Genomic DNA, 21,545 nt, shown 5'->3' on the forward strand with positions numbered 1-21,545 from the left:
CCGAGGCGACAGCGCCAGGTTCTTGCATCTGTTCCAACGGGCGACCGAACACGCATGTCCATCATCATGGCGGGCCGGCGAGGATCGGTCGTGCCCATTATAAAATTCAGGGATTTCATGAGATCGATCAGGTTGGCGGACCGTCGTTGTTCGTTTCTATTGCGTGCAGGCTATCTGACCATTTCCCTCATCGCGCTCGCGCCGGACGGCGTCGCTATGGCACAAGAGGTTGCGCCGCCCGAAGGCCAGGACGGCGACATCGTCGTCACGGGCATCCGCCAATCGCTCGAACGCGCCGCGGACGTGAAGCGGGAGGCGACGCAGGTCGTCGATTCCATCGTCGCCACCGACATCGGCAAGCTGCCTGACCCGACGGTGGCCGCCGCCCTCCAGCGCGTGCCCGGCATCCAGGTCCAGAACGACCGCAACAACGAGCTGTCGAGCGTGCGCATCCGCGGGCTGACCGATATCCTGACCACCGTGAACGGGCGCGAGGTCATCACCACGACGGGCCGCAACTTCGACCTCCAGGACGTCCCCGCCGAGGCCCTGTCGCGCATCGATGCGTACAAGTCGCAGACGGTGGACCAGATCGAGGGCGGCGTCGCGGGCGCGATCGACCTGCGCCTCAATCGTCCGTTCGACTTCCGCGATCCGGTGCTGGTGTTCACCGCAAGGCAGAACTACGCGGTCAACGCCTCGGCCGGAAACCCGGCGCTCGGCGCGCTCGCCGCGTTCCGGACGGATACGCCCGCGGGCGAGATCGGCCTGCTGGTCAACGGCACTTACTCCCGGTCCGACACGATCCGCGGCGCCAGCAACATGACGGAGCGCCGTTCATCAGGGACGGCTCCGCTGAACACGCCGGGCTACCTGATCCCGCAGGTGGTCCAGAACATGCCCGATGTCGGCCGGGTCGACCGCGCGCAGGTGAACGCCTCGTTCCAGTGGCAGGCGGCCCCCTCGCTCCAGGTCTATGTCGACGGGCTCTACACCTACTTCCGCAGCACCACCGGCTTCGCCGGTTTCAACGTGCAGCCGTTCACCAACGGCACCAGCATCTCCGAGATCACCCCGGACGACTACTGCTTCGACGCGCGGGTGAACGCGGCCGGCACCAACCCAACGCTCGTCAACAATGCCGACGGCACCCAGTCGCTCCAGCCGTTCACCGTCCAGCGCATGTGCAACATCAAGAGCGCGCGCTTCAACAACGTGGTCATCAACCAGAACTCGTCGTCGAACCGCCTGACGCAGCGCAACAAGATGATCGCGGGCGGCCTGAACTTCGAGCAGGACCGCATCAAGGCCGTCCTCGACGTCTCCTACCAGACCTCGCGCGCTTTCACCGAGAACTTCAACGCCGAAGTCGGGCAGCGTGTTTCCTCGGCCTTCGTCGAGACCGACATCGACAACGGGCCTACGGTGACGGTCGATCCGTCGATCCCGCTGAGCGCGACCAACCTGTCGCTGCGCAATTCGATCAACCAGAACTTCACGCTCGGCAAGGGGCAGCTGTTCCAGGCGAAGGTCGACGGCGAATACGAGGTCGGTGGCCTCCTTTCCAAGCTACGGGTCGGCCTGCGCTACGCCAGCCGCGAGGCGCGGCTGCAGAACGTCCAGCAGACCAATACGGTGCAGTCGATCGGCTTCGGCAACATCGGCACTGCGACGGAGTCCACCGCGCGGCTCGTGTCCTCGCTCCCGCTTTCGCCGGACTTCATAAGCATCATCGGAGAGGCGCCGCGCCTCAACGGCGGCGTACCGTTCCTGGGCGTCAACCCGGCATACCTGCGCTCCGAGCGCGGCCGCAACGAACTGCGCGCGCTGTTCAAACTGCCGCTGCGCCAGCCGGACTACGATCCGACCAAGGAGTTCAACGCCAAGGAAGCGACCTACGCCGGATACGTGGAGGGCGGCTACGAGATTCCGCTGGGCTCCCTCACGCTGGACGGCGTAGCGGGCGCGCGCGTGGTCAAGACCGACCGCACGATCTCGGGCTACGAACGCACCGGCACGACGTATGGCCTGGTCACGGCCAAGACCTCGGATGTCGACGTGCTGCCGGCCTTCACCGCGCGGTTGCAGTTCCCCGGCTCGTTCCAGACGCGCTTCAACTACTCGCGTTCGATCCGGCGCCCGGATTTCGCCTCGCTGAGCCCGACGGAGTCGCTGACGCTGGTGGGTAACGTGTTCCTGCTGAACAGCGGCCAGCGCGGCAATCCCGACCTCAAGCCGCAGAAGTCCGACAGCTTCGACGTGACGGCCGAATATTATTTCCACAGCGGCTACGTGGCGGTGACGGGCTACTACCGCTCGATCAAGAACCGCGTGGTGACGTCGAGCACGCAGGAGACGATCGACGGCCTGAACTACCTGATATCGAGCCCGCGCAACGTCGGCTCGGTCGACCTCAAGGGCGTGGAAGTCAGCGGTCAGTATTTCTTCGACTTCCTGCCCGGCGCGGTTTCCGGCTTCGGCGTGCAGGGCGCCTTCACGCTCGCCCAGTCCAAGATCAAGGGGGACGACCCGCTGGCCGGGAACCCGCTGGTCGGCGTCTCGAAGTACAACTACACGGCGGGCCTCCTCTACGACAAGTCGGGGCTGAGCGGACGCCTGATCTGGACCTCGCGTTCGAAGTACATCGACGCGGACAACACCGGAGGCATCCAGTTGCGCCCGTTCGATGCGCACCGTGTCAACGAAGCCTACGTGCCCGTGCTGCTGTCCTATGCCCGGCCGGCGGGGCGCCTCGACTTCAGCATCGGCTATGACTTCACCGAGGCATTCCGGCTCGATGTCGGAGGGACCAACATCCTGCACAACCGCACCTCGATCTACCGCGGCTCGGAGCGCATCAATTTTTCGTTGCTCGAAGACGAGACGGTCTACACCATCGGCGCGCGCGTGAAGTTCTGATGACAGGCACAATTTCTCGAGGATTTTCAAAATGACCAAACGCGAGAAGCCGGGCCTGGGCAGGGTCAGCCGCCGCGCCCTCGTGGCGGCGGCGCTGGCGCTGGTGGCGATGCCCGCGTGGGCGCAGGATCGCTCCGCCCCTGCGCAGAAGCCCGATATCGTCGTGTTCCTGGCCGACGACCTTGGCTATCTCGACGTGACGCCCGATGGCGACCGCGATGCGCGCACGCCCAATCTGGCGCGGCTGGCGGCGGAGGGCATCGCGTTCGACCGCGCCTTCGTGGCCTCGCCCGCCTGCGCGCCAAGCCGCGCGGCGCTGCTGACCGGCATGATGCCGGCACGCAACCGGGCGGAGGCCAACCATGAACGGCCCGATCCCGCGATCCGCAAGCTGCCGTCCTACCTCCAGTCGCAGGGATACGAGGTCGTCGCCTTCGGCAAGGTCGCGCATTACGAGCATACCGGGTTCTACGGCTTCGATTCCTACGCGCACGACACGTTCCACGACGACGCGGCGATTCCCGATGCCATCAAGTGGCTGAAGGCTCGCAAGGAAAAGGGGAAGGACAAGGAGCGAAAGCCGCTCGCGCTGTTCGTGGGCAGCAACTGGCCGCACGTTCCCTGGCCGGAATCGACCGATGGCTTCCAGCCCCAGGCTTTGGCGCTGCCGGCCAAGACGATCGACACGCCCGAAACGCGCCTCGCGCGGGCGCGCTACTACGCGGCAATTGCGCGGATGGACGAGGAACTGGGCGACGTGATGGCGGCGACCGACGCCGTGCTGGGGCCGGACAGCCTCATCCTGTTCTCTTCCGATCACGGCGCGCAGTGGCCCTTCGGCAAGTGGAACCTCTACGACACCGGCACGCGCACGCCGCTGATCGTGCGCTGGCGCGGCCAGACTGCTCCGGGGACGCGCACCGACGCGATGGTCAGCTGGGTGGACATCCTGCCGACCCTGACCGAAGTGGCGGGCGGAACCGCGCCGACCGGCATCGACGGGCGCTCCTTCGCCGCCGCCCTGCGTCCGGGCGGGCACTTCGCCGGGCGCTCCGAGATTTTCACCACGCACAACAACGACGGCGACTTCAATGTCTTTCCGGGCCGCGCAATCCGCACGGCGCGCTGGAAATTCATCGAGAACCTCCACCCGGAATACTTCTACACCACGCATATCGACCAGAACGCCGCGCTCGGCGGCGACGCCTATTTCTCCGCATGGCGCCGCGCGGCGGAGAAGGACCTAGCGGCGAAACAGATCGTCGATGCCTATTACCGGCGGCCTGCCGAGGAACTCTACGACCTTTCGGCAGACCCGAACGAGACGAACAATCTGGCGGCCGATCCCCGGCAGGCCGCAACGCTTCGCAAGCTGCGCTCGCGGCTCGAGACATGGCGCCGGGAGCAGGGCGACGACCGCCCGGTGAAGGGCAAGCCGCATCTCAATGCCGATCCCAAGGCGGCGACCGGCGGATGAGGGCGATAAAGATCCGCCGCCTCGCCGCATCGCTGCTGGCGCTGACCATGCTTGCCGGAGCGCCGCCGCTTTCCGCTCGGCAGTCGCAGCCGCTGGGCGAGGCTCCGACCCGGCCCAACGTCCTGCTCATCATGATCGATGACCTCAAGCCCGCGATCCACGGCTACGGGGATGCCACCGCGATCACGCCCAACATAGACCGGCTGATCGCGCGCGGGACGCGCTTCGACCTGGCCTATGCCAATCAGGCGGTCTGCGCGCCGAGCCGCATCAACCTGATGACCGGGGCGCGCTCGACGTCTTCGGGCATCTACGATTTCGGGATGAACCTGCGCGACTATATGCCCCGCGCGGTGACGCTGCCCCAGTACTTCATGGCCGCCGGCTACCGCGCCGAGAGCATGGGCAAGGTCTTCCACATCGGCCACGGCACCGTCGGCGATCCGCAGAGCTGGTCCGTACCGCCGCATAAGGACCATGTGATCGAGTACGTCTCGCCCGAGGCGAAGGCCGTCGGCCATACGCGCGAGGAGGCGCTGTTCAACGAATTCGAACTGCCGGACGAGGACGTCTGGGAGTTCTCGAAGACACTGCCCAAGGGCGTGGCGTGGGAGGACCCGGACGTTCCCGACGAAGCCTATGCCGATGGGCGCACGGCCGAATACGCGATCGGCCGCCTCGAGGCGTTGAAGGGCCGCGCCGCGCCGTTCTTCCTTGCCGTGGGCTTCGCGCGGCCGCACCTTCCGTTCTCGGTGCCGAAGAAGTACTGGAACCTCTACGATCCGGCGAAGCTGCCGATGCCCACGTTCGAACGCCTGCCGGACGGCGCGCCCGCTTTCGCGGGCAAGGTGGGCGGAGAGATCAACGCCTATACGCCGGTGCCGGAGAAGACTCCGGAGGCCCAGTATCCCGATGTCCTCAAGCGCAAGCTGATCCACGGATACTACGCAGGCGTCAGCTACGTGGATGCGCAAATCGGCAAAGTACTCGACGAACTCGAACGCAGCGGTCAGGCGAAGAATACGATCGTCGTGCTGTGGGGCGATCATGGCTATCACCTCGGCGACCATGCGATTTGGACCAAGCACACCAATTTCGAGCAGGCGACGCACCAGCCGCTGATCTTCGCTGGCCCGGGGATCGCGCAGGGCGCCGCAACCCGCCAACCCGCTGAGACGGTGGACATCTATCCCACCCTGGCGGCGCTGGCAGGCCTGGCGCCGCCCAAGGGTCCGCAGCCGATCGACGGCATCAGCCTAAAGCCGGTGCTGGAAAATTCCGGCACGCGCCTGCGCGGCTACGCCTATCACTTCTACAACCGCCCCCACCGTTGGGGGCAGGCTATCCGCACGGAGCAGTACCGCCTCGTCCGCTGGACCCACGATCAGACAGGGGCGCGGGTCTACGAACTCTACGACCTGCTTGGCGACCCGGGAGAGACCCGCAACATCGCCGATGAGCAGCCGGCCACCGTGAAAAAGCTGGACGCGATTTTAGACAGACAACCACATCCTAAGCCTTTGGCCAAACGCGGGTAGACGGGCGACTGTTCGGCACCACCATCGGGGGCGGGGTCAGTTGGCAGCGGCCGGTGGGCAAGCGCCATCCGGGAGCGCAACCGCTCCTCGATTGAAATCTACGATTACCGCCGCGTCGTCGCCGAGTTCGGCGTCACGTCGGCATTCTGAGGGGGGAGGTTTATGACTTCGATGCGCATCGCACCACTTGCGGCGACGATTTGGTTGAGCGCCGCCGTCTTCAGCATCGCGGATCCGGCGGTTGGTAAGATGACCGGCGTGACCATTGGCAAAGAAGCGCACTGAAGTTCTCGGGCGGGTCGACTGTGCGAGGACAAGGGATCGTTCGATCTGGCCGGTCAGAGGGATGCCGCTTCAGTGGTCCGAAGCGATCCGTCCGCGACCTCCAGCGTCTCAGATGGCACGGGCCAGTTGCGGAGCCTGCGTTCGTGCGCCCAGGATGGCCACGGCCGCGACCAGCCCGAAGGTCCCTGCGATCATGAAGGCCGGGGTGTAGGTCCCGGCCCACTCGCGGATCGCACCAGCACCGAACGCAGCCGTAGCCGCTCCGAGCTGATGGCCGACCATGATCCAGCCGAATACCACGGGCGCATCGCGCTCCCCGAAGTTGACGTTGGCGAGCTTGACCGTGGGCGGCACCGTCGCGATCCAGTCAAGGCCGTAGAAGATGGCGAAGCCCAGCAGGCTGGAGGCGCTGAAGTCGAGGAAAGGCAGCGCCATCAGCGATAGGCCCCGCAGTCCGTAGTATACGAAAAGCAGCCTGCGCGGGTCGTAGCGGTCGGTCAACCAGCCTGACGCGGTGGTGCCGATCAGGTCGAAGAATCCCATCAGCGACAACAGGCCGGCCGCTTGGACGGGCGCGATGCCATGGTCGCCGCAGAACGCGATCATGTGCGTGCCGATGAGGCCGTTGGTAGTCAGCCCGCAGACGAAGAACGTGCCGAACAGGAGCCAGAACACGGGCGCGCGGCTGGCGCGAAACAGCGCGGTGAAGGCCAGTCCTGCCGTGGCCGCCTGCTTGAGCGGGGGCGGGGGCGCGCTCTCGTGCGTCTCGCCGAAGCGGCGCACGCCCACGTCCTGCGGTCTCTCCGGCACGAACAGCAGCACCAGCGGGATCACACAGACGCTGGCGATCGAGACGGCCAATGCCACGGGGCGCCAGGCGCCGCCCTCGGCCAGCCAGGCGAGCACGGGCAGGAAGACGAGGGCGCCGGTCGCCGTGCTCGCGGTCAGCAGGCCCATGACGAGCCCCTGGCGCGTCGCGAACCAGCGATTGACGACTGCCGCTCCCAGCACCGAAGCCACCGCGCCGCTGCCGGTGCCGGACACCACGCCCCAGGTCAGCACGTAGTGCCAGGGCTCGGACATCCACAGGCTCGCGAAAGTTGCCGTCGACATCAGCACGAGACCGCCCAGCATCGTCCGCTTGATACCGATCGACAGCATCAGCGCGGCGGCGAAGGGCCCGACCAGACCGTAGAGCAGGATGCCGATGGCGGCCGCGGCCGAGATAGTCGCGCGGTCCCAGCCGAAGTGCACTTCGAGCGGCAGCATCATCACGCCCGGCGCCGACCGCAGCCCTGCCGAGACCAGCAGGGCGACGAAGGTGACGGCCACGACGATGCCGGCATAGCCGCGCTGTCCGAGCGGCATGCGGGAGAGTATCGCGGTCATCTCAATGAATCTCCTGGCGGGCGATCTCGGTCACGGCGCGCAGCGTGGACTGCAGCGTCGCCCATTGTTCCGCGCCAAGCGCTGCGATGATGCGCGCCTGGACCTCGTGCCAGTCGTCCTCTGCCTCGTTCATCGCGGCGCGGCCGGCGGGGGTAAGCGAGGCGAGGCGGGCCTTGCCGGGTCCTTGCTCCACCGCGACCCAGCCCTTGGCCTCCAGCGGCGCCAGGCCGCGATAAAGCGTCGTGCGGTCCATGGCGAGTTGGTCTGCGAGCGGACTCAGCGCGACGGGCTCGCCTCGGCCCACATGACGCAGAATGGCGAACTGGGCGGTGCTGATCCCCCGCCCGGAGAGCGCGTCGTCATAAACTCGCGACACTGCGCGGGCGGCCTTGCGAAGCGCGGTGCAGGCGCAGGGGCCTTCGATCGAATCGTGATGCATATGCATCGTGTATATACATCATGCGATGGCCGCAAGACCATCGGCGCCTTGTCCGCCGCCACCTAGCCCAGACAAATCGCCCGCCGTCGGCCGCGGCGATTGAACCGGTCATGTAGGCTTCCGCATCGGGCCGCCCGGCGATCTGAGACCTTGGAGGCAACCGGGAGCTTGTGCTTGCCGCGCGCAGTCTGGCCATCTTTGGTCTCATGCTACCTAGGGAAGAGCTTTTCGGCGCAGTGTAATGCGCGTCAACTCCGAGGCACGAGCCAGTCGCATGGCAAATCCAGGCCATATCCCGGTACCGTTGTTCACGTAGAGCGTCATCCGATCCATGAGGTACTGCCCGGACACAAATCCTCCGTTCCCCATGGCGACCAACTTATCCAGCCCAGGAATCATGCCGCCGTGGGTATGCCCGGAAAGCTGCAGGGCTACGCCCCGGGCCGCCGCCTTGCGTGCCGGTCCCGGCTGGTGGTCGAGAAGCACGATGGGCACTCCGGCCGGCGCGTCGCTCAGGGCGGCGGCTAGGTCCGGCGGGGGCATGCCGGTAGCCGGCGCCGAGGCATCCGTGACGCCCGCCAGGACGAGGCGGTCCTCCTGCCGCTCGAGAATGACATGTTCATTGGCAAGCACGTGCATGCCCATGCCCGCGAAATGCTGCATCCACTCTCGATATCCGAGGAAATATTCGTGATTGCCCGGGCTCATATAGACCCCGTCACGCGCCCGCAGATCGCGCAAGGGCTCGACATCGGATCGCCGCATGGCGAGCGTCCCGTCGATGACGTCCCCGGTCACCGCGATCAGGTCGACATCGAGGGCATTGGCACGCTCGACGACCGCGCGTGTCCATGCGGCAGGGAACAGGCGGCTGATGTGCAGGTCGGTCAGTTGCAGGATAGTGTAACCGTCGAAATTCGCGGGGAGTCCGTGGACGGCGATTTCAACATCCTTGAGGGCCGGCACCCGTACCGCGTTGCGCACCCCGATCGCAGCGGCGAGCGCCGCAGCAGCAGCCATGGCATAGCGCACGCCTGTCGGAATGGCCCAGACCTCGCCCGGCAGCAGGAGTGAGGCCAGCATCATCAGGTCCAGGAGCAATTGCAACAATGCAAGAAACAGGATCGTCCCGCTCGCCCAGTTGAAGAGAATGACGACGGGACGCGGAAATTCCGGTGAAAAGACCGAACCGGACGACATGCGGCTCCACAGATGGAACTGGGAAGCGACAAGCATCAGGACGGCGATCACCGTCTTCATCGCCAGAGGCAGCGGTAACCAGGGCAGGAACCGGGTGATGACCAGGATACTGGGCAGCGCGAAGATCAGGTGAAAAATGACGATGCTCCGAAGGTTGCTCGCGTGGCTGGGCGTCTGGTTGGTCAAAAGAGTCCCGTGTGCCGCAAATGCACGACACGGACGTTCGTTCATTCGGTCAAAAGCTTGTCGAGCGTGATCGGCAGGTCGCGGACGCGCTTGCCCGTCGCGTTGAAGACGGCGTTGGCTACTGCGGCGGCCACGCCGGTGACGCCTATCTCGCCGATCCCGCGCGCGCCCAGCGGCGATCGCGGATCGGGGATGCCGGTCCACATCACGTCGATCTGCGGCACGTCGAGGTGCGCGGGAATGTGATAGTCGGCGAGCGTCGCATTCATGATGCGGCCGCTGCGTTCGTCGAACAGTGTCTCTTCCATCAGTGCCAGGCCCAGGCCCATGATCATGCCGCCCCGGAACTGGCTGGCAGCCGTCTTCGGGTTGAGGATCGTGCCGCAGTCGAACGAGCCGAGCAGTCGGTCCACGCGAACCTCTCCCGTGACGTCGCTGACGCGAAGTTCGCAGAAGACGGCCGACGAACTGTGCATTGCGAACTTGAACATTTCGAGGGGAGCGCTCCCGGCGGCGGTGATAGTCACCGCATCCCGCGCTGCCCTTGCCAGGATAGAACGATAGCTCTCGTTCCGGGCCGGATCGGAAGTGCTGGCGATTCCCCCTGCGGTAAGGCGAACTTCACTGGGGCGAAGGCCGGCAACGGGACTTGCATTGCCGGCCAGGCGAAGCAGTTCGAGCGTCAGCTTTTCCGCGCCGGCTGCAATCGCGCCGGCAATCGACACGGTCTGCGAGGAGCCGCCCGCCATCGGCGCTGCAGGCAGGGCGGAATCGCCCAGTTCGAATGTGATCGCCTCGATCGGGAGGCCGAGACGATCGGCCGCGTGCTGGGCCTGCACGGTGGCAGTGCCCATCCCCATTTCCTGCGCGGAGCAGGCTATCGTCGCCGTCCCATCGCTGCGCAGCGTGATGCTCACGTTGGCGCCGGGCATCCGCACATAGGGAAAGCTCCCGGTCGCACAGCCCATGCCGATCCGCCATTCCCCTTCGCGCCGGGTAGCCGGCGTGGTGCGCCGCCTTTCCCATCCAAAGCGCCTCGCGCCATCGTCGAAAGCCTGTTTCAGCGCATGTTGGGAGAAAGGCGTGCCTGAAAGCGGGTGACGTTCGGCTATGTTGTGCAGTCGCAATTCGATCGGGTCCATGCCCATGCCGTGCGCCAGTTCATCGATCGCGCTCTCGAGCGCAAAAGTGCCGATCGCCTCACCGGGCGCACGCATGAACGTGTTCGGCACGATGTCGAGGTCGACGTGGCGCTGCACGATCTCGAAGCTTCCGGCATCGTAGAGTGCGCGCGAGCCCATCGTATATTGCTCCGGGCAAGCGCCATAGGGCGGCATCACCGAGTAGCCCGTGTGCACCAGCGCGCTGAACTTGCCTGCTGCATCCGCGCTTATGGCCACGCGCTGCTCGGATGGGCTGCGCCCGCCGATGATGCGATAGACGCCCTCGCGGCTGAGGGTCACGCGCAATGGCCGGCCGATCATCCTCGCCACCGCGACGGCGACGATCTGGTGGTCCCACAGTCCCTTGCCGCCAAACCCTCCGCCGACGAACGGGGAAAGGACGCGGACCTGCTCCTTCTTCAGGCCGAACAGCTTGGCCAGTGCGCTGGCGCTCGGCGCTACCATCTGGGTCGTGTCGTGGACCACTAGGGATTCGCCCTCCCACGCCGCCGTCACGGTGTGGAGTTCGATCGCGTTGTGGTTCTGGCCGGGCGTTCGATAGACATTGTCGACACTGTGCGGCGCGCTGATCAGTTCGCGCTCGGCATTGCCGACCGATACGTGGTTCTTCTCGATGAGTACCGACGCCGGTGTCCGTGCGTGGGCCTTGGCTTCCTCGAAGACGGTTCGGGCAGGCTCCCGCTCGTAGTCGACCTGGATCAGCGACGCGGCATGGTCCGCCTGATCCTGCGTCTCGGCGATGACCGCCGCGACCACCTGGCCGTTGTAGCGGACCTGTGCGTCCTGCAGGATCGGCAGGCTGCTGTTCCCGACGGCGGACAGGTCGGCCATCCCCATCAGGGGCAGCGGGCCGACACGTGGCATGTTCCGGTAGGTCACGACCATGATCACGCCGGGTGCGGCCTCCGCTGCCTGGGTGTCCATCCGCGCGAGCCGGCCCCGCGTCACCGTGCTATGGACAAGTGCTGCATGGCAAAGGCGCTCCATCACGACTTCAGCGGCGAAGCGCGCCTGTCCCGCGACCTTGAGCGGCCCGTCCAGCCGGGAGGCCTGGCTGCCGATGGCGGCCCGGCGTTCGATCAGGGGATCGGGCGCACCGCCGGGGAGCCAGCCGGCCGGGACCCATCCGATGACGGTCCTGACGGAGCCGATGACGGCGTTCTGGATCTTGCTCATGCATCGTCTCCCGCAAGTTCGTTGAGCATAGCGGTGAGGGTGCGCTTCGCCAGTTCACGCTTAAAGGCATTGCCGGGCAGGAGCGCGGCCTCCGCAAATTCCGCTTCGATGGCAGCCGCCGTCGTTTCAGGGACCAATGGAATGCCGCGCAGGGCCTCTTCGATCCGAATCGCGCGCCACGGTTTGGGCGCGATCCCGCCGAACGCCACGCGGACGTCCCTGACGCGGCCGTCCTGCATCGACAGCCCCGCGGCGACGGAAACCAGCGCAAATGCATAGCTCGCCCGGTCGCGGACTTTGCGGTAGCCGGAATGGAGGGCCTTCAAGGGCGCGGGAAGCTCGATCGCCACGATCATCTCGGCGTGATCGAGCACGGTTTCGATGTCGGGGCGATCGCCGGGAAGGCGATGAAAATCGACGAGCTGTACGGTCCGCACGCCGTTCGGCCCGGCAATCCGGACGCGCGCGTCGAGGGCCGCCAGGGCAACACACATGTCCGACGGATGCGTCGCCACGCAAGCGGCCGAGCCGCCGATGATTGCATGATAGCGGTTGGATCCCCCGATGGCGTCGCAGCCGCTGCCCGGCACCCGCTTGTTGCAGCGGGAGCCGGCCGCATCGTTGAAATAGAGGCACCGCGTTCGCTGCATGAGGTTGCCGCCGACGGTCGCCATGTTGCGGACCTGCGCCGAGGCGCCCGCCAGGATTGCCCGCGACAGCATCGGATACCGAGTGCGTATCAGGGGATGCGCCGCGACCACGCTGTTGCGCGTGGGGGCGCCGATCACCAGCCCGCCGTCGTCCGCTTGCTCCACCCTGTCGGCCAAGGCAGTGACATCGATCAGCCCCGAGGGCGCTTCGACGCCCTTGCGCATGAGGTCTACCAGGTTGGTGCCGCCGCCGAGCAGGCGGACGCCCGGTTCGCTGCCCATCCGCACGGCTTCCGTGGCGGACGGTGCGCGCACATAGGTCACCGGGCTCATGGCCGGCGCTCCCCGGCCACTTCGAGGATCGCATCGATGATCCCGTTATGCGCTCCGCACCGGCACAGATTGCCGCTCATCCGCTCCTGCACTTCTTCGCGTGAAAGGATGATCCGGTCCGTTGTGAGATCGGAAGTGAGATAGCTGGGCATCCCCGCCGCGGCTTCCTCCAGCATGGCTGCGGCGGCACATATCTGCCCGGGCGTACAATAGCCGCACTGGAAACCGTCATGCTCGATGAAGGCGGCCTGCAGCGGGTGCAGGTTCTCGGCCGTGCCTAGGCCTTCGATCGTCGTGACGCTCTTCCCGTCCGCCTGGACGGCCAGTGTCAGGCAGGACAGGACGCGCCGACCGTCGATCAGTACGGTGCAGGCACCGCAAGCGCCCTGGTTGCAACCGACCTTCGTGCCGCTCAGATTCATCTGCTCTCGAAGCAGGTCGAGCAGCGAGACCCTTATATCGTCGGGCGGAGGAACGTCCTCGCCATTGACCCGTATCGCCATCGCGTTCCTCCTGGTTCGATGCCGCCATCACGGCACACCGACTCAGATAGAACGAATATCGTATTATTCAATCATCGTGATATACGATTTTCGTGATCATAGCGATGAACTGGTCGCGCTCCGCCGGCAGCAAGCGTTCGAGCATCAGGCGGTACATGTCGCGGTACATGTTCAGCTGAACTTCCACGTAGGCCCGGCCCTCGTCCGAAAGCTGCAGTGCCACCGCCCGGCGATCGTCCTCCACCCTCTTGCGCCTGAGATACCCGCGCTTGACCAGGCGGTCGGTCGCGGACGAGATGGTCGTGTTCGCGGTGCCGAGGAAGCGCGCCACGTCGCTTGGACCACACCCAGCGTTCTGGCCGACATAGAACAGCGTCTGCTTGTCGATTTCGTTCAGCGGTTTCTCGGCGCTGATGGCTTCGGCAAGCTTGTAGCGCCGCGTGAACGTCTCGAACGCGGCGCCCAGGGTGGCGAGTTGATCATCACTGGGCTTGGTCATGTCGATCGCATAACGCGCCAGCCCCTGCCGTGACCAGCCATCTCCGAGTCATTGCGGTGAAATCGCGAGAACCGAGGTCGGCAGCAGGGTAGGTTGGGTCGTGGGCCGTGTGACCGGTCGGCGCCCCCGGCGATAGCTCGGGCGCGGGATCGATTTGGGTGCGTCGATGCGCGCCAGCTATGCTAGGGCCTCGCATGCCGGAGGTGGTGAATGAGCGAAAACGAAAAGAACGAACCGCTTGAGAAAATTCTCGAAGCACCGGACCTCGCCAATGCGCTTGAAAGCGATCGGTTCAAGCAATTTCTTGACCATGTGCCGATCGCCATCGCCGTTTCGGAAATCGAGCCTGCGGAGCTCATAACTTACGTCAACTTTGAATTCGAAAAGTTGACCGGGCGCACTGCCGGACAACTCGTGGGCCGAAAGTGGCGGGCATTGCCCGGCGAGGCTTTGCCGCGCGACGATGATCGCCGCCTGAGCGATGCGGTCGAATTCGAGGACGAATACGTAGGCACCTTCAGGATCGAGCACGATGGGGAAGTCGTCGAGGTCGATGCCTGGTCGAACACCATCGAGGACGAGGACGGCCGGCCGCTTTTCCGTCTTGTCGCGATGGCGCGCGTGGGCGCGAAGCCGCGTAATGAAAATGCGGCGTTGCGGCAGTCATTGCAGGACAAGGACGCGCTGCTGCTCGAACTGCAGCACCGCGTCAAAAACAATCTGCAGATGATCACTGCGCTCATCCGGATGGAGGCGCGAAACGTGCCCGACCAGGCGACGGGAGAGCGTTTCGACCGGCTCGCCGGCCGCATAAACTCGCTCGCGCTGCTCTACCGTTCGCTGGCGGCGGGGGAGCAGGGGGACACTGTGGACCTGGGCATCTATCTCAGCCAGATTGCGTCTGCGGTGATCCAGGCTCATGCACCCGAAGGCATCCGACTCGACCTGAAGGTGGATACCTGGACGGTCGGGATAGATGTTGCGATGCCGGCCGGACTGGTGGTCAACGAACTTTTGACCAATGCGCTCAAGCATGCGTTTCCCGGTGACATAGGCGGCACGATCATCCTTCACAGCCTGGTCGACGACACCGGCTGCCATGTGATCGTGGGTGACGACGGCATCGGCCTCCCGGACGGAATGAGCTGGCCCAAGCCCGGAAAGCTGGGGGCGGTCATAGCCCAGTCGCTTCGCCAGAATGCGAAAGCCAGTTTCACGGTGGCATCGTCACCCGGTGAGGGCCTGCGCGTGGACATATTCTTCGCCAGGAAGAATGCCTTGCCCGGGTAAACCCGGTCGGCCGTCGACGGGCTTGTGCGTGACCCGTGCAGCCAATCCTGCTCACAAACGTATCTGTCTGATGATGAAATTTTCGCAGCCGGCGAATGTCGGTGCGATCGGCAAGGCAACATGACTCGAATGACGGACGGCTCAAGGGAACCCGCGTTGACTGGGGTCGGCGGATTGGATGACATTCTTGCGGGTGGTTTTTCGCGCGGCCGGGTTTTCCTGCTCGAAGGAAGTCCCGGAACCGGCAAGACCACGATCGCCACCCAGTTTCTCATGGAGGGCGCGGCGAGGGGCGAGAGCTGCCTCTACATCACCCTTTCGGAGACCGAGGACGAGATGCGCGCAAGCGCGCGATCCCACGACTGGGACCTGACCGGCATCGACCTTTTCGAGCTGGTGCCGCCCGAGAGTCTCCTCGACGAGGACCAGCAGCAAAGCCTTCTGTATTCGTCGGACCTTGAGCTTGGCGAAACCACGCGGCGTATCTTCGAGGCATTCGACCGGGTGAAGCCGGATCGGGTGGTCCTGGACAGCCTTTCGGAAATCCGGCTCCTTGCGCAAAGCTCGCTGCGGTACAGGCGGCAGATTCTGGCGTTGAAGCACTTCTTCTCCCGGCAGAACACCACGGTCCTGATGCTGGACGATCTCACCGCAGACGTCGCGGACAAGACCGTGCACAGCGTTGCGCACGGCGTCGTGCGGCTGGAGGAACTGGCCCCCAATTACGGGCCCGAGCGGCGCCGGCTGCGGGTCATCAAATATCGGGGCCGGCGGTTTCGCGGCGGTTTCCACGATTTCCGCATCGAGACCGGGGGCGTGGTGGTATACCCGCGGCTCATATCGGCCGAGCACAAGAGCAGCTTTGCTCGCGACCTTCTTTCCAGCAGCTCCGAAGAACTCGATGCCCTGCTGGGCGGCGGCGTCGAGCGGGGCTCGAGTGTTCTTGTGCTGGGGCCGGCCGGAACCGGTAAATCGCTCCTCACGCTGATATTCGCGGCGGCCGCGGTTGGGCGCGGAGAGCGTGTCGCGGTCTTCGTGTTCGACGAGGAGATCGGCCTCCTCTTCAATCGCGCCATCGATCTGGGCATCGACGTGCAATCGATGATCGATTCTGGCCATCTCTTCATCGAGCAGGTGGATGCCGCCGAACTGTCGCCGGGGGAGTTTTCCCAGCGGGTAAGGGCCCGGGTCGAGATCGACGGCGTCAAGTCGGTCGTCGTCGACAGTCTGAACGGATATCAGGCTGCGATGCCGGAAGAGAATGCCCTTATCCTCCACATGCATGAACTGCTGCAATACCTCAACCGGCAGGGGGCGACGACCTTCCTGACCGTGGCCCAGCACGGCCTGGTTGGGGACATGAAGGCGCCCGTCGACGTGACCTATCTTGCCGATACGGTGATCCTGCTGCGCTATTTCGAGGCGTCCGGCCGGGTCCGCCGCGCGATTTCGATCATCAAGAAGCGCACAGGCGCCCACGAAGACACGATCCGCGAGTACAAGATCGGCAGCTACGGCATCAAACTGGGCGAGCCACTCGTGGGCTTCCAGGGCGTTTTGCGCGGGGTGCCGAATTTCGTGGGCGGGCAAGGTTCGCCGGCGCTTCTGGAAGACGAACGCGGGTGATCCCTCATCTCTCGGAACGCGGAGTAATTCTTGCGCCGCATGGCCGCGACGCGGTAATCGCGGCGGGGCTTTTCAAGGATGCGGGTCTTCACTCGGTGGTTGCGCCTTCCGTTCACCAGTTGGTGCTGGAGCTTGACCGCGGTGCCGGATTCGCTCTCGTTACCGAAGAAGCCCTACGGACTGCCGACCTCAATGGACTGGCCCGATGGCTGGGCGAGCAGCCCGAGTGGTCGGACTTCCCGTTTGTTCTCCTAACCGCGAGGGGCGGTGGGCTGGAGCGCAATCCGGCCGCAAGGCGCCTTCTGGATCTCCTGGGTAACGTGACATTCCTCGAGCGGCCCTTCCACCCCACCACTCTGGTCAGCTTGGCGCAGTCGGCCCTGCGTGGTCGGCGGCGCCAGTATGATGCCCGAACCCGGCTGGAAGAGCTGGACCGGGGCGCCGACAAATACCGCTCGCTGTTCGAATCCATCGACGCGGGTTTCTGCATCATCGAGATGATCTTCGATGGGCAGGGACGCCCCTCGGACTATCGCTTCATCGAGGCGAACCCGGCTTTCGAAAGGCAGACGGGCCTCGTGAATGCTGGAGGCAGGACCATACGCGAAATGGTTCCGGGTCACGAGCAGCACTGGTTCGAAGTCTATGGCGCGGTCGCGAAAAGCGGCGAACAGATCCGCTTCGAGCAGCATGCCGAGGCATTGGGGGACATCTGGTACGAGGTCTACGCATTTCGCGTCGGACCTCCCGAAGCCGCGCGCGTCGCGGTGCTGTTCAACGACATCTCCGCGCGCCGCGAGATGGAAGGCGCATTGCGCCGAAGCGAGGACACTCTCCGGCGTTTGAACGAGACTTTGGAGGAACATGTCGAGCAGCGGACGCGCGCACTCGAACAGACCCAGGAAGCGTTGCGGCAGTCGCAGAAGCTCGAGGCCATGGGTCAGCTTACCGGCGGCGTCGCGCATGATTTCAACAATCTGCTCACCCCGATAGTCGGGAGCCTCGACCTCCTGCATCGACGCGGGGTGGGGAGCGATCGCGAGCGCACGCTGATCGAAGGCGCGATCAAGTCGGCCGATCGCGCCCGCATGTTGGTGCAGCGCCTGCTGGCATTCGCGCGGCGTCAGCCGCTCCAGGCAAAAGCGATCGACATCGGTACGCTCGTTCGCGACATGCAGGGCCTGATCGCCAGCACCTGCGGACCGCGCGTGAAGGTCTTGGTCGAAATTTCGGAAGGACTTCCTCTCGCAAACGCGGATTCGAACCAGATCGAAATGGCGCTGCTGAACCTCGTGGTGAACGCGCGAGACGCCATGCCCAGCGGCGGAGCGCTGACGATCAGCGTTGCGCGTGAGAGGCTCGAGGCCGGGAACGTGGTCGCCTTGCCGGCCCGCGACCATGTCAGATTGAGCGTCGCCGATACCGGCACCGGCATGGACGCCGCCACGATGGCCAAGGCCATCGAGCCGTTCTTTACCACCAAGGGCGTGGGGCAGGGTACCGGGCTCGGCCTGTCGATGGTACATGGTCTGGCCGCCCAGCTCGGCGGGGGGCTGCAAATCGAGAGCGCCCCTGGCGAGGGCACGTCCATCCATCTGTGGCTGCCGATCACGGAGCAGGCGACGGTCGAGGATCATGTATTTGACGAACAGGTGGCGCCGTCACGCCTCGGCACTGTCCTGGTGGTGGACGACGAGGACCTGGTGAGGGCCAGCACCGTGCACATGCTGAGCGAACTGGGTTACAATGTGGTCGAAGCGGTTTCGGGAGAGGATGCTCTGCTGCTTCTGGAGAAACACGGCGACATCGACCTGCTGGTCACCGACCACCTGATGCCGGGTATCACCGGGACGGATCTGGCTCAGACGATAAGGCGCCTGCACCCCGAGATGCGGGTCCTGATAATATCGGGCTATGCCGAGAGCATCGGCGTTTCTCCGGGTCTTTCGCGCCTGACGAAACCTTTCAAGCAAAGCGAACTTGCATCGAGCCTGGCACGGTTGTAATCGCGCTTTCAGACCCATTGCCGGCTGCTGCGTTCGCGAGCAGCATGACAACGGGCCAGGCGGACATGACTAAACGCTGGGCAGCTTGCCGTGGCCGGAGTTGGCGTGGTCCGGGGCGGCCGCTTCGGCGTGTAAGGGGATATCGTGGAGGCGGGCCTCGTGCCGACTCTGGAGGACGGCCATGTTCGGTGGAAAGCAGCTCCGGCGGCATCAGTAGCGAGGAGCGGGCCTCTCAGAACATGCCGTTGGGGTTCGCCGAGCGATCGGGCAGCACCTGAAGAACGTCCCAATGTTCGACTATGCTGCCTTCCGGCGTCAGGCGGAAGATGTCGATTCCCGCGTAGTCCCGGTCCCCGGGCCAATGCTGGAGGCAGTGCAGCACCACATAGTCTCCTTCCGCGATCGCCCGCTTCACCTCCACCCGTTTATCCGGCCACTCCCGTGCCATGCGCTCGAAGTAGGCAATGAAGCCTTCCTTCCCTGTGGCGACATGCGGATTGTGCTGGATATAGTCGGCCCCGACGTACCGCTCGGCCGCCTCGCGGGGGCGGCAATCGTTGAACATCAGCTCGTAGAAGGCGATCACGTTCGCCTTGTTCTGCTCCAGTGACATTCAAGCGGCTCCTTCGCCCATTCAACCGGGAATGCGGGCGATGACCTTGATCTCGAAGTCGTACCCCGCGAGCCAGTTGACGCCGATCGCCGTCCAGTTCGGATAGGGCGGCTCTGGGAAGACCTCGCCCTTGATCGTCATGATCGTGCCGAACTGATTTTCCGGATCGGTGTGAAAGGTCGTCACGTCGACGATGTCGTCCAGCCCGCATCCACCCGCTTGCAGCGTCGCCTGCAGGTTGGCGAACGCCAGACGGACCTGGGCCTCGAAGTCCGGTTCGGGCGAGCCGTCGCTGCGACTGCCGACCTGTCCCGACACGAACAGGAGATCGCCCGACCTGATCGCCGCGGAGTAGGTTTGCGAGGTGTAAAGGTCATGCCGACCGGCCGGAAACACGGCGTCACGTTGGGCCATATGGGATTCTCCTTTTGGAACGCGCCTGCTGGAACGCGCCTGTTGCGGCAATGTCGGGTCAGTGTCCGTGTCAGGGCCACTCAGGTGGGGTGCACGGACGGTCAGATTTGCGCCTCGCGCTTGAAGAAGTAGTGCAGCACGAAGTGCGCCGGAGAGACTACCGCGACGAGTTCCCATCGTTCGGCGCCCAGCTTCGCCAGGTCATCGGGCTTCAAGGTGTTTTCAACGACCAGATATTCCCATTGCATGGGTCCGTTCTCCCATTGGATCGAGGCGTTCAGGCCAAAGGTTTCACTTTCACGAGGGCCTCCCAGCCAAGCATTGCCGTGTCGGCCACGGACTGAAGTTCGTCGTAGCTCGCCCCATCACGGGCAAGGACGGACATCCCGTTCTGGACGGATTGCACGAAGCGGGCGAGCCCGTGGATGTTCGCCGAGTGGCCGATCTCGCCATCCATCTGCCCCCGTTCGAGGCGTTCCTTGAGCCGTATCAGCGTGGCGTTACGCGCCGAGGCCACAAGCGTTCCCAGGTCCGCATGCCCCTCCGCGCCGACAGCGGACAATGTCACCATACACCCGTTGCAGGCCTGGCTCAGTCCCGCGGCGGTGTCGTGAAGGAACGCGGCAATCGCGCCGCGCGCGGTGTCTGCGGCGAAAAAGCCGCCCCAGGCGACCGCCTCCTTGGTGCGGGTATAGTGTTGAAACGCTTCCGCATAGAGTGCCTCCTTCGAGCCGAACGCGGCGTAGAGGCTGGGCGATCCGATCCCCATCGCCGCAGTCAGATCGCCGATCGACGTCGCGGAATAGCCTTTCTGCCAGAACAGACCCATAGCCACCGCCAGCGCGGCCTCGCGATCGAAGGCTCTCGGCCGGCCGCGGCGGCCTGCTCCACAGCCTTCGGCGCTTGGTTCAGAATTTTGCATCGATCGATATATAAATGGGTTGACGTCCGGACGCAACGGCCACATTTAATTTGTAACGATCAATACACAAAGGACTCGATAATGGAACTGGACGGCAAACGCGCACTCGTCACGGGAGCATCCCGCGGCATTGGCGCTGCCATCGCCATCGCGCTCGCGGACAAGGGAGCGGACATCGCGATCACCTACGAGCGGTCCGCCGACCGTGCCGCACAACTGGTCAAGACGCTGGAAGAGAAAGGGCGCAAGGCCGTGGCGATCCAGGCCGACAGCGCGGATCCGGAGGCGATACAACGCTCCGTCGACGAGGCGGCGCGCGTACTTGGTGGTCTGGATATCCTCGTCAACAACGCGGCCATCGCGCGGTACAACGACATAGCCAAATTCACGGTCGAGGATATCGACGCGCTGCTGGCGATAAACGTGCGCGGACCACTGCTGGCCGCGAAGGCAGCCATCCCGTATCTCAAGGAAGGTGCCCGCATCATCAACATCGGGTCGGCCGGCGCGGACCGCATCGTCGGCGCGACAGGTACGGTCTATTACATGACCAAGTCCGCCCTCCAGTCGTTCAATCGCGGCCTCGCGCAGGAATTGGGGCCTCGCGACATCACTGTAAATCTCGTCCAGCCGGGTTCGACGAATACCGAAATGAACCCGGAGGACGGCGAGTTCGCAGATTACCAGCGTAGTCTCATGCCGCTTGGCCGGTACGGTCAGCCCGAGGATGTCGCCGCTGCAGTGGCGTTTCTCGCCACGCCTGCTGCCCGGCAGATTACCGGCACGATCCTGAATGTGGATGGCGGCGCGCTTTCCTGAGGCCTCCGCAGCACGCGAACTGAACGATGTCGGGCCGACCGCCTATCGTTATCTGGCATCGGCGGTCGGCCAAGACA

At 64.8% G+C, this 21,545-nt stretch carries 18 protein-coding genes; 8 read left to right on the forward strand and 10 right to left on the reverse strand.

All coding sequences use genetic code 11. The features are described 5' to 3' along the window. Positions 1–216: 216 nt before the first annotated feature. The 4 genes from PMI02_RS05235 to PMI02_RS28160 all read left to right on the forward strand — a co-directional run bounded on the left by PMI02_RS05235 (position 217) and on the right by PMI02_RS28160 (position 6,219). Entirely contained in the window at positions 217–2,919 is a 2,703-nt protein-coding gene (locus PMI02_RS05235) for a TonB-dependent receptor (RefSeq protein WP_157222389.1), read from the forward strand. A 31-nt stretch (positions 2,920–2,950) separates the two neighbouring features. Next, positions 2,951–4,396, forward strand: coding sequence for a sulfatase (locus PMI02_RS05240; protein ID WP_007679781.1), 1,446 nt, complete (start codon positions 2,951–2,953; stop codon positions 4,394–4,396). Further along, entirely contained in the window at positions 4,393–5,934 is a 1,542-nt protein-coding gene (locus tag PMI02_RS05245) for a sulfatase (RefSeq protein WP_007679784.1), read from the forward strand. Before PMI02_RS05240 ends, PMI02_RS05245 begins: the two co-directional genes overlap by 4 nt. Before the next feature lie 162 nt (positions 5,935–6,096). After that, positions 6,097–6,219, forward strand: coding sequence for a hypothetical protein (locus tag PMI02_RS28160; RefSeq protein WP_255348706.1), 123 nt, complete (start codon positions 6,097–6,099; stop codon positions 6,217–6,219). 108 nt (positions 6,220–6,327) lie between these two features. On the opposite strand, the gene PMI02_RS05250 is transcribed toward PMI02_RS28160, so the two are convergent. From PMI02_RS05250 to PMI02_RS05280, 7 genes are all read right to left on the reverse strand, one after another. Continuing rightward, positions 6,328–7,608 carry an MFS transporter gene (locus PMI02_RS05250; protein WP_007679790.1) on the reverse strand — a complete coding sequence of 427 codons (1,281 nt, stop codon included), beginning with the start codon at positions 7,606–7,608 and terminating at the stop codon, positions 6,328–6,330. 1 nt (position 7,609) lies between these two features. After that, a complete protein-coding gene (locus PMI02_RS05255; RefSeq protein ID WP_157222390.1) occupies positions 7,610–8,047 on the reverse strand; it encodes a MarR family winged helix-turn-helix transcriptional regulator in 438 nt (145 codons plus the stop codon). Positions 8,048–8,260: 213 nt separating this feature from the next. Continuing rightward, entirely contained in the window at positions 8,261–9,433 is a 1,173-nt protein-coding gene (locus PMI02_RS05260) for a metallophosphoesterase (protein ID WP_238538989.1), read from the reverse strand. Between the two features lie 41 nt (positions 9,434–9,474). Continuing rightward, on the reverse strand, positions 9,475–11,793 hold the full coding sequence (locus PMI02_RS05265) for a xanthine dehydrogenase family protein molybdopterin-binding subunit (RefSeq protein ID WP_007679795.1): 2,319 nt from the start codon (positions 11,791–11,793) through the stop codon (positions 9,475–9,477). Next, positions 11,790–12,776 (reverse strand): xanthine dehydrogenase family protein subunit M, encoded by a 987-nt coding sequence (locus tag PMI02_RS05270; protein ID WP_007679797.1) that lies wholly within the window; start codon positions 12,774–12,776, stop codon positions 11,790–11,792. Before PMI02_RS05270 ends, PMI02_RS05265 begins: the two co-directional genes overlap by 4 nt. Next, a complete protein-coding gene (locus PMI02_RS05275) occupies positions 12,773–13,279 on the reverse strand; it encodes a 2Fe-2S iron-sulfur cluster-binding protein (protein WP_007679799.1) in 507 nt (168 codons plus the stop codon). Before PMI02_RS05275 ends, PMI02_RS05270 begins: the two co-directional genes overlap by 4 nt. Positions 13,280–13,346: 67 nt before the next feature. Beyond that, on the reverse strand, positions 13,347–13,778 hold the full coding sequence (locus tag PMI02_RS05280; RefSeq protein WP_007679802.1) for a MarR family winged helix-turn-helix transcriptional regulator: 432 nt from the start codon (positions 13,776–13,778) through the stop codon (positions 13,347–13,349). Between the two features lie 210 nt (positions 13,779–13,988). Here PMI02_RS05280 and PMI02_RS05285 point away from each other — a divergent pair, with 210 nt between their 5' ends. The 3 genes from PMI02_RS05285 to PMI02_RS05295 all read left to right on the forward strand — a co-directional run bounded on the left by PMI02_RS05285 (position 13,989) and on the right by PMI02_RS05295 (position 18,700). Continuing rightward, complete coding sequence (locus PMI02_RS05285) at positions 13,989–15,068, forward strand: sensor histidine kinase (RefSeq protein WP_007679803.1); 1,080 nt, start codon at positions 13,989–13,991, stop codon at positions 15,066–15,068. A gap of 120 nt (positions 15,069–15,188) precedes the next feature. After that, a complete protein-coding gene (locus PMI02_RS05290; protein ID WP_007679804.1) occupies positions 15,189–16,694 on the forward strand; it encodes an ATPase domain-containing protein in 1,506 nt (501 codons plus the stop codon). Continuing rightward, positions 16,691–18,700: an ATP-binding protein gene (locus PMI02_RS05295; protein ID WP_007679805.1), complete on the forward strand. Its 2,010-nt coding sequence runs from the start codon at positions 16,691–16,693 to the stop codon at positions 18,698–18,700. Before PMI02_RS05290 ends, PMI02_RS05295 begins: the two co-directional genes overlap by 4 nt. Positions 18,701–18,932: 232 nt before the next feature. On the opposite strand, the gene PMI02_RS05300 is transcribed toward PMI02_RS05295, so the two are convergent. The 3 genes from PMI02_RS05300 to PMI02_RS05310 form a co-directional block, all read right to left on the reverse strand. Beyond that, positions 18,933–19,313, reverse strand: a complete 381-nt coding sequence (locus PMI02_RS05300; RefSeq protein WP_007679807.1) for an ester cyclase — start codon at positions 19,311–19,313, stop codon at positions 18,933–18,935. A gap of 21 nt (positions 19,314–19,334) precedes the next feature. Then, the gene (locus tag PMI02_RS05305; RefSeq protein ID WP_007679808.1) at positions 19,335–19,727 is read right to left on the reverse strand and encodes a RidA family protein; all 393 of its coding nucleotides are present in this window, start codon (positions 19,725–19,727) and stop codon (positions 19,335–19,337) included. 277 nt (positions 19,728–20,004) lie between these two features. Beyond that, complete coding sequence (locus PMI02_RS05310) at positions 20,005–20,556, reverse strand: TetR/AcrR family transcriptional regulator (RefSeq protein ID WP_007679812.1); 552 nt, start codon at positions 20,554–20,556, stop codon at positions 20,005–20,007. A 174-nt stretch (positions 20,557–20,730) separates the two neighbouring features. Here PMI02_RS05310 and PMI02_RS05315 point away from each other — a divergent pair, with 174 nt between their 5' ends. Next, positions 20,731–21,468 carry an SDR family oxidoreductase gene (locus tag PMI02_RS05315; protein WP_007679814.1) on the forward strand — a complete coding sequence of 246 codons (738 nt, stop codon included), beginning with the start codon at positions 20,731–20,733 and terminating at the stop codon, positions 21,466–21,468. Positions 21,469–21,545: the final 77 nt, after the last annotated feature.

Origin of the sequence: Novosphingobium sp. AP12 (genome assembly GCF_000281975.1) — a bacterium.
In the GTDB taxonomy this organism is placed as follows: domain Bacteria; phylum Pseudomonadota; class Alphaproteobacteria; order Sphingomonadales; family Sphingomonadaceae; genus Novosphingobium.